13 protein-coding genes are annotated in these 13,248 nt (G+C 68.4%); 9 read left to right on the plus strand and 4 right to left on the minus strand.

What is annotated here, in order from left to right; all coding sequences use genetic code 11:
• On the minus strand, window positions 1-664 hold a 664-nt coding region (locus AC5RV2_RS02815; RefSeq protein WP_494091082.1), incomplete at its 3' end, for a malonic semialdehyde reductase.
• 308 nt (window positions 665-972) lie between these two features.
• On the opposite strand from AC5RV2_RS02815, the gene AC5RV2_RS02820 reads away from it, so the two are divergent.
• Together AC5RV2_RS02820 and AC5RV2_RS02825 are read left to right on the plus strand one after the other, a co-directional pair.
• The gene (locus tag AC5RV2_RS02820; protein WP_494091111.1) at window positions 973-1,908 is read left to right on the plus strand and encodes an NADP-dependent oxidoreductase; all 936 of its coding nucleotides are present in this window, start codon (window positions 973-975) and stop codon (window positions 1,906-1,908) included.
• 68 nt (window positions 1,909-1,976) lie between these two features.
• Window positions 1,977-2,345, plus strand: a complete 369-nt coding sequence (locus AC5RV2_RS02825; protein WP_494091083.1) for an iron chaperone — start codon at window positions 1,977-1,979, stop codon at window positions 2,343-2,345.
• 143 nt (window positions 2,346-2,488) lie between these two features.
• On the opposite strand, the gene AC5RV2_RS02830 is transcribed toward AC5RV2_RS02825, so the two are convergent.
• A complete protein-coding gene (locus tag AC5RV2_RS02830) occupies window positions 2,489-2,968 on the minus strand; it encodes a TetR family transcriptional regulator (protein WP_494091084.1) in 480 nt (159 codons plus the stop codon).
• A 225-nt stretch (window positions 2,969-3,193) separates the two neighbouring features.
• Between AC5RV2_RS02830 and AC5RV2_RS02835 the strand changes: the two genes are divergently transcribed.
• The 6 genes from AC5RV2_RS02835 to AC5RV2_RS02860 all read left to right on the plus strand — a co-directional run bounded on the left by AC5RV2_RS02835 (window position 3,194) and on the right by AC5RV2_RS02860 (window position 8,635).
• A complete protein-coding gene (locus tag AC5RV2_RS02835; protein ID WP_494091085.1) occupies window positions 3,194-4,420 on the plus strand; it encodes an MFS transporter in 1,227 nt (408 codons plus the stop codon).
• A gap of 251 nt (window positions 4,421-4,671) precedes the next feature.
• Complete coding sequence (locus tag AC5RV2_RS02840; protein WP_494068479.1) at window positions 4,672-6,321, plus strand: catalase; 1,650 nt, start codon at window positions 4,672-4,674, stop codon at window positions 6,319-6,321.
• A gap of 141 nt (window positions 6,322-6,462) precedes the next feature.
• Window positions 6,463-7,533, plus strand: coding sequence for an NAD-dependent epimerase/dehydratase family protein (locus tag AC5RV2_RS02845; RefSeq protein ID WP_494068478.1), 1,071 nt, complete (start codon window positions 6,463-6,465; stop codon window positions 7,531-7,533).
• 82 nt (window positions 7,534-7,615) lie between these two features.
• Window positions 7,616-7,834 (plus strand): hypothetical protein, encoded by a 219-nt coding sequence (locus tag AC5RV2_RS02850; protein ID WP_494068477.1) that lies wholly within the window; start codon window positions 7,616-7,618, stop codon window positions 7,832-7,834.
• 66 nt (window positions 7,835-7,900) lie between these two features.
• Window positions 7,901-8,347, plus strand: a complete 447-nt coding sequence (locus AC5RV2_RS02855; RefSeq protein ID WP_493977009.1) for a hypothetical protein — start codon at window positions 7,901-7,903, stop codon at window positions 8,345-8,347.
• A gap of 72 nt (window positions 8,348-8,419) precedes the next feature.
• Complete coding sequence (locus tag AC5RV2_RS02860) at window positions 8,420-8,635, plus strand: hypothetical protein (RefSeq protein WP_494091086.1); 216 nt, start codon at window positions 8,420-8,422, stop codon at window positions 8,633-8,635.
• A gap of 110 nt (window positions 8,636-8,745) precedes the next feature.
• Here the strand turns inward: AC5RV2_RS02860 and AC5RV2_RS02865 are convergent, their stop codons facing one another.
• Both AC5RV2_RS02865 and AC5RV2_RS02870 read right to left on the minus strand, forming a co-directional pair.
• Window positions 8,746-10,038: a Y-family DNA polymerase gene (locus tag AC5RV2_RS02865; RefSeq protein WP_494091087.1), complete on the minus strand. Its 1,293-nt coding sequence runs from the start codon at window positions 10,036-10,038 to the stop codon at window positions 8,746-8,748.
• The gene (locus AC5RV2_RS02870; protein ID WP_494091088.1) at window positions 10,031-10,441 is read right to left on the minus strand and encodes a LexA family protein; all 411 of its coding nucleotides are present in this window, start codon (window positions 10,439-10,441) and stop codon (window positions 10,031-10,033) included. The genes AC5RV2_RS02865 and AC5RV2_RS02870 overlap by 8 nt, the downstream gene beginning before the upstream one ends.
• Window positions 10,442-10,616: 175 nt before the next feature.
• Between AC5RV2_RS02870 and AC5RV2_RS02875 the strand changes: the two genes are divergently transcribed.
• A complete protein-coding gene (locus AC5RV2_RS02875; protein WP_494091089.1) occupies window positions 10,617-13,208 on the plus strand; it encodes an ATP-dependent Clp protease ATP-binding subunit in 2,592 nt (863 codons plus the stop codon).
• Window positions 13,209-13,248 lie beyond the last annotated feature (40 nt).

Below are 13,248 nucleotides of genomic sequence, written 5' to 3' on the forward strand. Positions count from 1 at the left end.
CCAGGCTCCCGCCCACGGCAACCTCGTCGGCTCCGACCGTCACCTCGTGATCGGGGGAGACCAGCCGGACCACGAGCACATCCTTGGCTCCGGAGACCGTCTCCGGATCGCCGACGTTGACCACCATGAACGTGCGGTGGGAGGTTCCGGCGTTGAAGTCCTCGTCGATGCCGGCGGCGTCGAAGGCGCCCATCGGGCCGGCGTGCAGGCCCACGGCGCGGACGGCCATGATGAAGTAACCGGCCTGCAGCCACGCGTTGTTCTTGGCGACCTCGGCACGCATTTCGGCGTTGTCGTCGAACATTGCCTTGCGCTCGGGAGCGTGCGGGAAGAACGTCTCGAAGTGCTCGTGCCAGTCGGCGTCGTAGCTGAGCACGGCGACCATCGGAGCCGTCAGCGTCTTGGCGCGGTTGCCTTCCGCCATGCGTGCGCCCAGCTTTTCGCGGGCCTCGGCGGAGCGGACCCAGGTGATGCGCAGCGGCTGGTTGTTCATCATGGTCGGGCCCATCTTGGCCAGCTCATAGATGGCCGCGAGCTGCTCGTCCGAGACCGGCTCGGTGGAGAAGGTGTTCGCGGTGCGGGCTTCCAGGAACAGCTGGTTCGCGGCCTCGCGGTCCACGGACAGTTCGTTCTCCAGGCTGACGTCTACGGTTTCGACGCTCATGTGACTCCTTAGTTGCGGGATGGGTCTACAGGGTTGAACACCGCCCCTCCACGCCGGAATTTCCTGCGGGCCTGTGAGGTTCCTTACGTCACCGGTTCCTGCCCCTGGGCGGTTGCCCGCGGCGGGTGAAACGGTTGGCGGCGGCGGGGGCCCGCCTGCCGAGCGCGACGGGTGAAACGGTTGGGGGCGGCGGGGGCCCCTGCCGAACGCGACGCCCCGTTCCGTGCGGAGCTTGCGACATAGGCAAGGCCGCTGCCCGCCACTAGGGTGGAGCGAAACGAGGAAGGCGGAATCCGTTGGTTAAGACCATGCAGGCCATGACCTACTCCCGCTACGGCGGCCCGGAGGTGCTGGAGCAGTCAGAGGTCCGGCGGCCGAAGGTGGCACCGGGTTCGGTGCTCATCCGGGTCAAGGCAGCCAGCGTGAACCCGGTGGACTGGAAGGTGATGTCCGGCGGGCTGGACTTTATGCTGGACGTCCATTTCCCGGTGATTCCCGGCTGGGACGTGGCCGGTGTCGTCGAGGACGTGGGACCGGATACCCCCGAATTCACTCCCGGCGACGAAGTCTATGCCTACGGCCGCCGGGATACCGTGAGCGGCGGAACGTACGCGGAGTTCGTGGCGCTGCCGGTATCCATGGTGGCGCGCAAGCCGGAATCGCTGGGCTGGGAACAGGCCGCCGGGCTGCCGCTCACCGGCATGGTGGCACAGCGGACCCTGGACGCCTTGGCCCCGTCGACCGGCGAGACGCTCCTGATCCACAACGGGTCCGGCGGAGTCGGTCGAATCGCCATCCAGCTCGCCGTCGAGCGCGGCCTCCGGGTCATCGCCACCGCTTCCAAGCAACACCACCAACGTCTGCGGGAGTTCGGCGCCGAGCCGGTCGAATACGGCGACGGGCTGGTGCACCGCGTCCGCGGGCTCGCTCCGCAGGGCGCGGACGCCGTGGCGGACTTCGCGGGACGGGCCCTGGAGGACACCTTGGCCGTGCTGCGCAACGGCGGGCGGCACGCCTCGATCGCCGATCCAACCGCAGCCAAGCACGGCGGCCACTACATCTGGGTCCGCCCGGACGCTGCCGAACTCGCGCGCCTGAGCGCACTGGCCGACGCCGGCAAGCTCACCGTGGACATCGACCGCACGTTTGGCATGGACCAGGCCGCAGAGGCGGTGCGCTACAGCCAGGAAGGCCATGCCGCCGGCAAGATCGTGCTGACGCCCTTCCCGGAACTCGCCGGATAGGCGCCGGCAGGGCAAGGCCGGATAGGACGTCTGATAGGGCAAACCCGGAAAGCGGCAGGTGGGGCAGGATGGCGGAGCAGTTTGCAACGGTCGACGATTACATCGCGTCGTTCCCCGAGGACGTCAGGATCATCCTGCAGGAAATCCGGCAAACCATCCACAACGCCGTCCCGGGTGCTGACGAGAAGATCAGCTATTCCATGCCGACCATCATGTTCGAGGGACACTACCTGGTCTACTTCGCCGGCTGGAAACACCACGTCTCGCTCTACCCCGTGCCGGAAGCCGATGCGGCGCTGCAGCACGACATGGAGCCGTATCTGGCGGCCAAGGGAACCCTGAAGTTCCCGCTGCGGAGGCCAGTTCCGTACGATCTGATCACCCGGGTCGTCAAGGCTTTGGCCCGCCAGCGCGGCCATGACGCAACCGACGCCTAACCCCCGCGGACGGCCCGGACCCCTCACGACGGCGGGACCGCCCCTCAGCGGTCAAACTCCGGGGCGGCGCCCCCTCCCCTCACGACGACGGGCCCGCCCCCAGCGTTAAGCTGCGGGCGGGCCCGTCGGCGCAGTCGGCGCCTTCAGTCCTTCCGGGACGGCCGTCCCTTCGGCGCCAGCTCGGCCAGCAGTTCCTTGAGCCGCGCGTCGGTCAGGTATGTCATGCCGGTGAGCACGTCGGTGATCCGGCGCCGGTCCTCCGGCCTGAACCGCGTGCTGTCCAGCATGTCGGAGACCCACAGCCCGTCCATCGCCAGCCGGACGATGATCCCGATGATGCCCACGGGCTCGCGCGGGTCGAGGTCCTGCCGGTCCAGCCGCTGGTTGAGGTAAACCAGCGATTCGGCCAGGTTCGGCTGCCGGATCGCCGTCGACAGCAACGCCGTCTGGTTGCGGTCGTTGTTGGCCTGGGCGTCGGAAAACGCCGCGATGTAGGCGCGCTCCTCGGCGCCCAGCGGCTCCGGATCGGCGTCGGCCCGCTCGCCCAGCTCGTGCACCAATTCCATGATGATCGCTTCGACGTCGCGCTCGACCTCGTCGATCGGCGCCCCAGGTTCGAACATGTTGCCCTCCCGTAGTTCCCCGGCGGGTTTGCCGCCTTGGCCAGTCTATCCACGGCGGCGCGGTGCCGCCGCCCTCGGGATTGTCCGCCGATCCCGCCCGGCTCCGCCCAATATCGTAGTCAACTATTACGACGCCGGCGCCCGTCTTACATGCCGCGCGTCACCCTTCTCCGGCCGCGGATAGTCTGTACGGGCAACTAATCGAACCCGCCGGAGAGGAGCAGCGTGGCCACCACCAGCGCCACCCGGCCGCAGGCAGACGCGGCATGGATCGTCGTCGTCCTGGCCGGGGTCACGGCCGCGATGCACATCTGGAAGCTGCCGTCGGCCATTCCCGTGATCCGGGACGAGCTCGGCATGTCCCTGGTGCAGGCCGGGGTGCTGCTCGGAGTGGTGCAGGTGGCCGGCATGGTCGGCGGCCTGGCGGTTTCCCTGTTGGCGGAACTGATCGGCGCGCGGCGTTGCCTGCTCGCCGGCCTCTGGCTGCTCATCGTCGGATCGGTCATCGGGGGCTTCGCCGACTCGGCCGCCGTGCTGATGGCCTGCCGCGCACTCGAAGGAGCGGGCTTCCTGCTGACCACGGTGGTGGCGCCAGGGCTGATCCGGGCGAACACCCCCGGGGTCCGCGTCAATCTTGCGGTCGGCTTCTGGAGCGCGTACCAGGGCTTCGCGACCTTCGCCGGGTTGGTGGCCAGCGCGCTCATCCTGCAGGCCACCAGCTGGCACACGTGGTGGTGGATCATGGCCGCCCTGACGCTCATCCCGATCCCGCTGGTGCTGAAGTTCGTGCCGCAGGACCCGCGGCGCGACGGTTCCGGCCTGCCCGCCGCCACCCGACGCATCGGCCGCACGGTCCGGTCGCCCAAGCCGTGGATCGCCGGCGTGGTGTTCGCCTGCTACACCGTCCAGTGGATGGCCGTGGTCGGCTTCCTCCCCACCATCTACGAGCAGAACGGGGTCACCGGGATCTGGCCGGGCATCCTGTCCGCGGTGGTGGGCGGGCTCAACGCGTTGGGTGCCATCGGCGCCGCTCCCCTGCTGCAGCGCGGCGTCCCTCCGCGGCTGCTGATCATCCCCACCTTCATCCTGATGGGCACGACGACGGTGCTCACCTTCGGCATCGACTGGACCGTTGCGCCAGGCGGCATGGCCGTTCAGTTCGCCTGCGTGGCGCTGTTTTCCATGGTGGGCTCGGTGATCCCGTCCACGCTCACCCGCATGGCCGTGGACCTGGCGCCGGCGGACGGGTCCCCGCCGGCCGCCATGGGGTTGATGCAGCAGATCTTCAACGTCGGCAACTTCACCGGCCCCGCCATGATCGCCTGGCTGGCCACGGTTACCGGCGGCTGGCAGTCCACCTGGTGGATGACCTGCGCGTTCGCGGCCCTTGGCATTGGCCTGAGCGTGTACTTGAGCGAGAAACGCCTGGGGCTTAGCTTCGCCCACCGGTAGGGGGTAACCTCGCGTCCGGCGTGTTCGCTCCCATGTATCGGAGTAACTTCCCGTCTTTGGCGACCGCTAAAGCGCGCTGACTAGGCGAAACGCCAGGAGCCGCCGCCGAGACGTGGGAGCGAAAAGCACCGCCCCCGGCCACTCCCCGCGAAACTCGGCCGCACCGCCGCCGGACTCTTGCCCTCGCCCCGGCCGAGGAGGAAGCTGGAATCACGGCAAGCGGCCACCCTTTTTCCTAGGAGTGATCAGTCATGACCGATGCGGCCCAGTCCCCGGACCAGCCCCTGACCAACCGCCAGGGCCACAAGGTCTACGACAACCAGAACACGCGAACGATCGGCGCCCGCGGCCCGGCGACCCTGGAGAACTACCAGTTCCTGGAGAAGATGAGCCACTTCGACCGCGAGCGCGTGCCCGAGCGCGTGGTGCATGCGCGCGGCACCACGGCCTTCGGCTACTTCGAGGCCTACGGCAAGTGGGGGGACGAGCCGATCACCAGGTTCACCCGCGCCAAGCTGTTCCAGGAAGCGGGCAAGCGCACGGACCTCGCCATCCGCTTTTCCACCGTGGCCGGCGGCCGTGATTCCTCCGAGGTGGCCCGCGACCCGCGCGGATTTGCCGTGAAGTTCTATACCGAGGACGGCAACTGGGACATGGTGGGCAACAACCTGGGCGTGTTCTTCATCCGCGACGCGCTCAAGTTCCCCGACTTCATCCACTCCCAGAAGCCGGACCCGGTGAACTTCGAGGCGTCGGTGCCGAACCGGGCGATGGACTTCTTCAGCCAGTCCCCCGAATCCATGCACATGGTCATGCTGGTCTTCAGCCCCCGCGGCATCCCTGCGGACTACCGGCACATGCAAGGCTTCGGCGTGAACACGTACAAGTGGGTCAACGCCGCCGGCGAGACGGTGCTGGTGAAGTACCACTGGATGCCCAAGCAGGGCGTGAAGTCGCTGACCGCTGAGGACGCCGCGAACGTGCAGGCGCAGACCCTCGGCTCACACACCAAGGACCTCTACGACGCCATCGAAGCCGGCAACTACCCCGAGTGGGAGCTCGTGGTGCAGATGATGTCCGACGACGAGCATCCCGAACTCGACTTCGACCCGTTGGACGATACCAAGGTCTGGCCCGAGGAACAGTTCCCTCCCCAGCCGGTCGGCCGAATGGTGCTGGACCGCACCGCCAAGAATTTCTTCGCCGAGAGCGAGCAGATCGCGTTCGGCACCGGCGTGCTAGTGGACGGCCTGGACTTCTCCGACGACAAGATGCTGGTGGGCCGCACGTTCTCCTACAGCGACACCCAGCGTCACCGGGTGGGCCCGAACTACCTGCAGCTGCCGGTCAACAGCCCGAAGGTGCCGGTGGCCACCAACCAGCGGGACGGCCAGCTGGCGCACTTTGTGGACACGGCGCCGGGCCAGAACCCGCACGTGAACTACGAGCCGACCATCACCGGCGGGCTGCAGGAGGCGGAGAAGGATTCCGGCTACCACCACGCCATTGGGCCGGAGGTCAGCGGCAGGCTAACCCGGGAACGGATCGAGCGGACCAACGACTACCTGCAGGCCGGCCAGCGGTTCTATCTGCAAGAGGGCTGGGAGCGTGAGGACCTGATCACTAACCTGACCAACGCCTTGTCCCAGTGCGACAGGCCCGTTCAGGAGCGCATGCTCTGGCACCTCTACATGATCGCGGACGAGCTCGGCGAGGGTGTGGGCGGCGGCATCGGCATCTCGCTGGACGAGGTGAAGGATCTTGGGCCGTTGGCCAGCCAGAATCTCTCCGAAGCGGAGCAGCAGTGGATGGCCAACCTCGGGAAGAACGGGCCGCGGGACGTTTCCGGGCTGACCATGACGCACTGCGTGCCCAACGAGCGCGTCAAAGTGGAGCGCTAGCCTTCACCGCGCGACCTGGACGTTTAAGCGGCGGCTGACCTGCGGAGATCCCCGGACCGCAGCCGTATCCTGCCCGGATTCCGGCGGCCAGCCGCCGCACCGGCCCTCGCCAAGGCGTGGCATCCGCGGTAGCGTCTGTCCATGCGAGTCGCGGTGGTCGGAGCCAGCGGGAATGTCGGTACAGCAGTGCTGCGCCGGCTGCAGAAGGCGCGTGGCGAACGCGCGGACGACGTGGAGATCGTCGGCATTGCGCGGCGCCTGCCCGATGCCACGACGGAACCGTACGACGGCGTCACGTGGGTTTCCCTGGACATCGCCTCCCGTGATGCCCGGGAAAGCCTCACGCAGGCCTTTAAGGGATGCGACGCCGTCGTCCATCTCGCGTGGCTGCTGCAGCCGAACCACGATGAATGGCAGTTGCGCCGGGTGAACGTGGACGGCACCGCGAACGTGCTCGCCGCTGCCACCAACGCCGGCGTCGGGCAAGTGGTCTGCGCCTCGTCGGTCGGCGCGTACAGCCCGGGTCCGAAGCACTCCCGGGTCCGCGAGGATTGGCCGGCCAGAGGCATCGCCAGCTCGCACTACAGCCGGTTCAAGGGCCAGCAGGAAGCGCTGTTGGACCAGTTCGCCGACGACCACCCGGAAATCAAGGTGGCACGGCTGCGGCCCGGTTTGATATTTCAGGCCGAGGCCGGCAGCCAGATCGGCCGCTACTTTGTGGGCCGGTGGATCCCCAAGTTCTTCATCAACCGGCTGCGGCTGCCGCTGTTCCCGTTCCCCGAGGAGTTCATCTTCCAGGCGTTGCATGCCAATGACGTGGCGGACGCCTACTGGCGGGTGCTGGACCAGGGCGCGAGGGGCGCCTTTAACGTGGCGGCCGAGCCGGTGGTAACGCCCGGACTCGTCGCCTCCCTGTTCGGTGCCCGGCGCTGGCTGCCCGTTCCAGTGCCGCTGGTGCGGCAGTTGGTGGGCGTGGCGTGGTCCCTCCGGCTGCTGGCCAGTGACCCCGGCTGGGTGGACATGGCCCGCTACGCTCCGGTCATGGACACCAGCCGGGCCAGGGACGAACTCGGCTGGATACCGCAGGTGGATTCGTTGTCGGCGATCCGTGAAGTGCTGGCGGGGATGGCCGGGGCCGGAGGGGTCACGGAATCCCCTGCGATGCGCCCGCGCAGCCGCTGGACCCGTGCGAAGCCGGGGACCGGCGCGTAGTGTGGCCCCATGGGAAGCCGCGCGAAGAGCGCAGCTGCCCGGTCTGATCCCACAGGACGACCCGCTCGAGAAGGAGGACCTGATGAATCCGAACGAGGAGCGCCGCCCGGAACACCCGGACGACGCGCATGACGACACTTTGACTCCCGCCGACGCAGGCGGCATCGACAAGGAAGTCAACGAGGCCAGCATCCCGGTCCACGGGGACGAAAAACTCGCCGACGACCTGGTCAAGAAAGCCTACGGCGATAAGGATAAGGACGGCCGCGGGGACGCGCCCAACGCGCCGTTCCCCGGCTGACCTGGCACCGCCCGCCAACAGTCCACCCAGCACCGCCCATCAACCGTCTACAGACAGGAGCACGCTGTGAAAGGGAAACTCACATTCGGCGCCGGCATCGCCCTCGGATTCGTCCTGGGTTCGAAATCCGGAAGGTCCGCCTACGATTCTTTGAAGGCCAAGAGCCAGGAGTTCTGGCAGAATCCAGCGGTCCAGGAAAAAGTGCACGAAGCCACGGACATGGTCAAGGAAAAGGCACCGGGTGTGGCCGACCGTGTCACCGAAGCGGCCAAAAAAGCAGGATCCGCGGCGACCTCCAAGCTGCCCGGCAACCACGGTTCGGGTAAGGACGACGGCGGCACCACTGGCCCCACGACCACCGTCGGCGGCACCACTGGCACCACGCTGGGCGACACCGTCTCGGACCCGGCGCACAACGACGAACTCGGGCAGAGCTGGACGGGAGAGGGAGGCGCCATGCCGGGCGGACCCGCCACCAGTGACAGGGACGACCTGCGCCCACCCGGGGTCTAACCTGCCCGGGATTTCCGCAGGCGGGGCCCATGCCGGGCTCCGCCTGCATCAACGGCAGAAGGAAGGACTGGCATGACCGAGAACGACACCGGCCAAGTCAAAGGTCCGCGGGACCAGTCGGGCACCGCGGCAGATCCGCCGGATGCTCAGGAGCAGCAGGCGGCCGATTCTGCCCCCGAGCCCGATGGCAAAGAGGGCATGAACATCGCGCCCGGACCGGCTGAAGAGAAGGACCAGGAAACGCCGGACGACCGCGGGCTCACCACCGACACGAGCCCGAGCGACTGATCCACCGCGGGCAAGGCAGCGGCCGTCGAGATAAACGGCCGCTGCCTTGCCCCGTTTCAACGCTGCCGTGCCCCCGTTTCACCGCTGCGTGCCCCGTTGCGCAGCCATTGCTACGCCTTGACCACCGGCAGGTCGCTCCATTCGGTGGTGTAGCGCGGCGAGGAAAATTCGCGTTTCATTGACCACGCCGCGGGGGCGGCCAGCCCGCCCTGACCGAGGCCGATCGAGGCTTCGCCGAACTTGGTACGCACCGCGCCCAGCAGGTTGCCGATGTGCCGCTGTTCCAAATCGCTGATGAAGGGGTCGAAGGTCTGTTGACCGGCTGCGGGCTCCAGCCCCGACAACAGTACGCCTGCCCGGACATAGTGGGCGCCCGGAACCAGGCAGCCGCGCATGGCAGCCACGGCAGCCTTGGTCAGCTGAATCGGGTCCTGCGTAGGCGTCGCCAAGTGGACGCTGGCTGCGGGAAACGATGCCTCGCCGCCGGCGAACCTGCTGGTCCCCGCCGTCACCGTCAGCACCGAGGCGCGCAGTCCCTCGGCTGCCATCCGGGCCGCCCCGCGTTGGGCATAGACCGCCATCACCTGGTCCATCTCCTCGAGCGTGGTCACCGGCGTGGAAAAACTGCGCGAGAACATGATCTGCTGCTTGTCGGCCCGCTCCTCCGAGTGCGGGATACACGGCGTCCCATTCAGTTCCAGCACGGTTCGCTGAAGCACCACCGAGAACTTCTTGCGGATTGCGTGCGGGTCGGCGGCCTTTAGGTCTGCGATCGACTCGATCCCGAGGGCGTTCAGCCGTTTCCCGGTCCGCCCGCCCACGCCCCACAGCCCGGTGACCGGGACGCGCGACTGGATCCAGGCGATGTCGGAAGCGGGCATCGAGCCCAGCGAGCACACCCCGGACATCTGGGGATTCCGTTTGGCCACGTGGTTGGCGAACTTCGCCAGCGTCTTGGTCTCCGCCACACCGACGCTGACCGGCACGCCCACCTGACGGACCACTGCGGCACGGATCCGGCCGGCTGTCTCCAACAACTGGGCCTCGTCGCCGGGCAGGCCCAGGAACGACTCGTCGATCGAATAGACCTCCTGCCAGGCCCCGAACCGGCCGAGCACTTCCATCACCCGGGCGCTCAGGTCCCCGTACAGCTCGTAGTTGCTGGACCGCGCGACCAGCCCCCAGGCCTTGGCGCGCGGCGCCACCTGGAACCACGGCGTCCCGGTCTTCAGCCCCAGCTGTTTGGCTTCCTCGGAGCGCGCCACCACGCAGCCGTCATTGTTGGAGAGCACGACGACGGGGCGTCCCTCGAGGGACGGATCGAAGACCCGCTCGCAGGAGACGTAGAAATTGTTGACGTCCACCAGCGCGATCCGTTCGCCGGGTGCGGGGGCGCTAGACATGGTGCAGGCAACGGGTGGCGACGCCCCAGATGCTCAGGTCGGCGAGTTCACCCACCTCGGTGGGGACGCCGCCGTCGTCCGCCTGCAACCGCACGCCGTCCACACTCAGATGCAGGCGCCGCACCACCAGTTCCCCGTCCAGCACCGCGATCACTACCGAACCGTCGCGCGGGGTCAGCGAGCGGTCCACGATCAGCTCATCGCCGTCGCTGATCCCGGCCGCGGCCATCGAGTTTCCGGCCACCCGCATCACAAAGGTGCTGGTGCGGTCGCGGATCAGGTGCCGGTTCAGGTCAATGCCGCCGTGGAAGTAGTCCCTGGCCGGTGACGGGAAACCGCGGGCCTCCTCCGGTGTCCCGCTGCCCATCTCCGGGCCGGCCGACGCATCCGACGACTGCTCCATACCGAACATCCCGACCCCCGTCTTCGAACAAAGCTTCGAACACCACACTAGCACCGGGCCACCCGCGGCTACACGTGAGTCACACGCACTCAAGTTTGGGAAACTTCTGGAATAATCCTGCCCTGGAGGCGTTAACATGAGTCGAAGGCACTCACGTCCCACAGGAGGATTATCCATGCCACTGTTCTTCGGACCAGCTTCCGGCCACGGTTCATTCGACGAGTTCCTGGCCCGCTACCTGCAGGGCCAGCGGGCGGCCCAATCCCGCACGGTCGACCTCACCCGGCTGCTCAGCCGCCGCACCCATGAGGTGCTCGCGCAGGCAGCCCGGTTTGCCGCAGGCCTCGGCCACATCGAGGTGGACGCACTGCACATCCTGCACGTTATGGTCGGCCAGGAGCCGGCCGCCAGCCAGATCAAGCTGACCGGCGCGGACCCGCAGGCCATCGCGCGTTCCGCGGAGCAGGGCCTGCCGGAAAAGACCGGCCCGACCCGGGAAACGCCGTCGCTCACGCCGTCGGCGCAGCGTGCCCTGCTGGACGCGCACCAGGTGGCCCGCGCGTTCGGCTCCACCTACATCGACCCGGAGCACCTCTTCGCCGCCTTCGTGCTGAACCAGGAGACCCCCGCCGGCCAGATCCTGGCCGGCGCAGGCGTCACCCCGCAGGCACTGCAGCAGGCGGCGGAGAAAGCTGCGCAGCCCGACGGCCCCACCCCTGCAACCGGCCCGCAACACAGCGCCGGCACCCAGGCGGAAACCCCCATGCTTGACCAGTTCGGCACCGACCTGACCGCCCAGGCCCGGGAGAACCGGCTGGACCCGGTGATCGGCCGCGCGGACGAAATCGCCCAGACCATCGAAATCCTCGCGCGCCGGACCAAGAACAACCCGGTGCTGATCGGCGAGGCCGGCGTGGGCAAGACCGCCATCGCCGAGGGGCTGGCGCAGGCCATCGTGGCCGGCGACGTCCCGGAACAGCTGCGCGGCAAGCGCGTGGTGTCGCTGGATCTGCCGGGCATGCTGGCCGGCACCCGCTACCGCGGCGACTTCGAGGAACGCCTGACCAAGACCCTGGACGAGATCAGCGCCGCCAGCAGCGAGCTGATCGTGTTCATCGACGAACTGCATACCGTGATCGGCGCCGGCGGAGGCGGCGAGGGCGGCATGGACGCCGGCAACATCCTCAAGCCCCGGCTGGCCCGCGGCGAACTGCACCTGCTCGGCGCCACCACCCTGGGCGAGTACCGCAAGGTGGAGAAGGACCCTGCCCTGGAGCGACGCTTCCAGCCCGTCATGGTCGGCGAGCCCTCGATCGAGGACGCCGTCAGGATCCTGTCCGGCCTCAAGGACCGCTACGAAGAACACCACCAGGTGGCATACACCGACGCAGCAATCCGCGCCGCCGTCGAGATGTCCTCCCGCTACCTCACCGACCGGTTCCTGCCGGACAAGGCGATCGACCTGATCGACCAGGCCGGCGCACGGCTGAGCCTGCGACGCGGCCCGCGCGTTGACGTGGAGGCCTTGCGCGGCCGGCTGGCCGAGCTGGAGTCGGCCAAGAACGCCGCCGTCGCCGAGGAGCGCTACGAGGACGCCTCGAAGCTGCGTGACGAGATCGAAGAGCTGAAGGCCCGGCTGGACGCCGCCTCTGCCCAGCAGCCGGCCCCCGGTGCCACGGAAGATCACGACGGCGGGGCCCGCCCCGGCGTCGCGCCTTCCGATGTGGTGGGCGAGGCCGAGATCGCCGAGATCATCTCCCGCGCCACCGGCATTCCGGCCGCCCGGCTGACCCAGGGCGACCGGCAGCGGCTGGCCCGGCTGGAGGAAGACCTGCACGCCCGGGTGATCGGCCAGGACGATGCGGTGACCGCCATCGCCAGGTCCGTGCGGCGCAACCGCACCGGCATGGGGGATGAGGGCCGGCCCGTGGGCAGCTTCCTGTTCCTGGGCCCCACGGGCGTGGGCAAAACCGAGCTGGCCAAGGCACTGGCGGAGTCGCTGTTCGGCGACGAGGACGCCATGGTCCGCTTCGACATGAGCGAATACGGCGAGCGCCACACCGTCTCACGGCTGGTCGGCGCCCCTCCGGGCTACGTTGGCTACGACGAGGCCGGCCAGCTGACCGAGCGGGTCCGCCGGCGCCCGTACTCGGTGGTGCTGCTGGACGAGGTGGAGAAGGCCCACCCGGACGTGTTCAACCTCCTGCTGCAGGTCCTCGACGACGGACGCCTCACCGACGGGCAGGGCCGCACCGTGGATTTCCGCAACACCGTGGTGATCATGACCTCCAACCTCGGCTCGGAGTTCCTGGCCAGCAAGGGCGGAGCGCTGGGTTTCACCGCCAACAACGGGGTGGACGGCTTCGGAAGCGAGCAGGATCTGCGCGCCCGGGTGATGGGCCGGCTGCGCGAGACCATGCGGCCGGAGTTCCTGAACCGGATCGACGAGATCGTGCTGTTCCGCAAGCTGGAGCAGGAACAGCTGCGTTCCATCGTGCGGCTGCAGTTGCGCAAGACCGAAGCCCGGCTGGCGGCCCAAGGCATCGCGCTGGAGGTGGGCGAGGACGCCGTGGCCTGGATCGCCGAGGCCGGCTACGAGCCCGAATACGGCGCCCGGCCCCTGCGCCGCGTGATCCAGCGCGAGCTGAATGACCGGATCGCGGACCTGCTGGTGGCCGAGGCCGTTGCCGAAGGCGGGCGGATCCGCGTGGCCGCCGGCGACGACGGGCTGCATGTCGCGGCGGACAGCATGGCCGCGGCGGCCTAGCGCAGCGACCGCATGCCGGGCACGGTGGCCGCATATCGGC

It is taken from the genome of Arthrobacter sp. Y3225116 (genome assembly GCF_059091245.1).

Bases quoted from the DNA above. Each gene is read 5' to 3' on its own strand.
- AC5RV2_RS02850 (WP_494068477.1), top strand. From the start codon at position 7,616: ATGAATCCGAACGAGGAGCGCCGCCCGGAACACCCGGACGACGCGCAT.
- AC5RV2_RS02870 (WP_494091088.1), bottom strand. From the start codon at position 10,441: ATGGAGCAGTCGTCGGATGCGTCGGCCGGCCCGGAGATGGGCAGCGGG.
- AC5RV2_RS02865 (WP_494091087.1), bottom strand. From the start codon at position 10,038: ATGTCTAGCGCCCCCGCACCCGGCGAACGGATCGCGCTGGTGGACGTC.
- AC5RV2_RS02830 (WP_494091084.1), bottom strand. From the start codon at position 2,968: ATGTTCGAACCTGGGGCGCCGATCGACGAGGTCGAGCGCGACGTCGAA.
- AC5RV2_RS02825 (WP_494091083.1), top strand. From the start codon at position 1,977: ATGGCGGAGCAGTTTGCAACGGTCGACGATTACATCGCGTCGTTCCCC.
- AC5RV2_RS02845 (WP_494068478.1), top strand. From the start codon at position 6,463: ATGCGAGTCGCGGTGGTCGGAGCCAGCGGGAATGTCGGTACAGCAGTG.
- AC5RV2_RS02840 (WP_494068479.1), top strand. From the start codon at position 4,672: ATGACCGATGCGGCCCAGTCCCCGGACCAGCCCCTGACCAACCGCCAG.
- AC5RV2_RS02875 (WP_494091089.1), top strand. From the start codon at position 10,617: ATGCCACTGTTCTTCGGACCAGCTTCCGGCCACGGTTCATTCGACGAG.
- AC5RV2_RS02820 (WP_494091111.1), top strand. From the start codon at position 973: ATGCAGGCCATGACCTACTCCCGCTACGGCGGCCCGGAGGTGCTGGAG.
- AC5RV2_RS02860 (WP_494091086.1), top strand. From the start codon at position 8,420: ATGACCGAGAACGACACCGGCCAAGTCAAAGGTCCGCGGGACCAGTCG.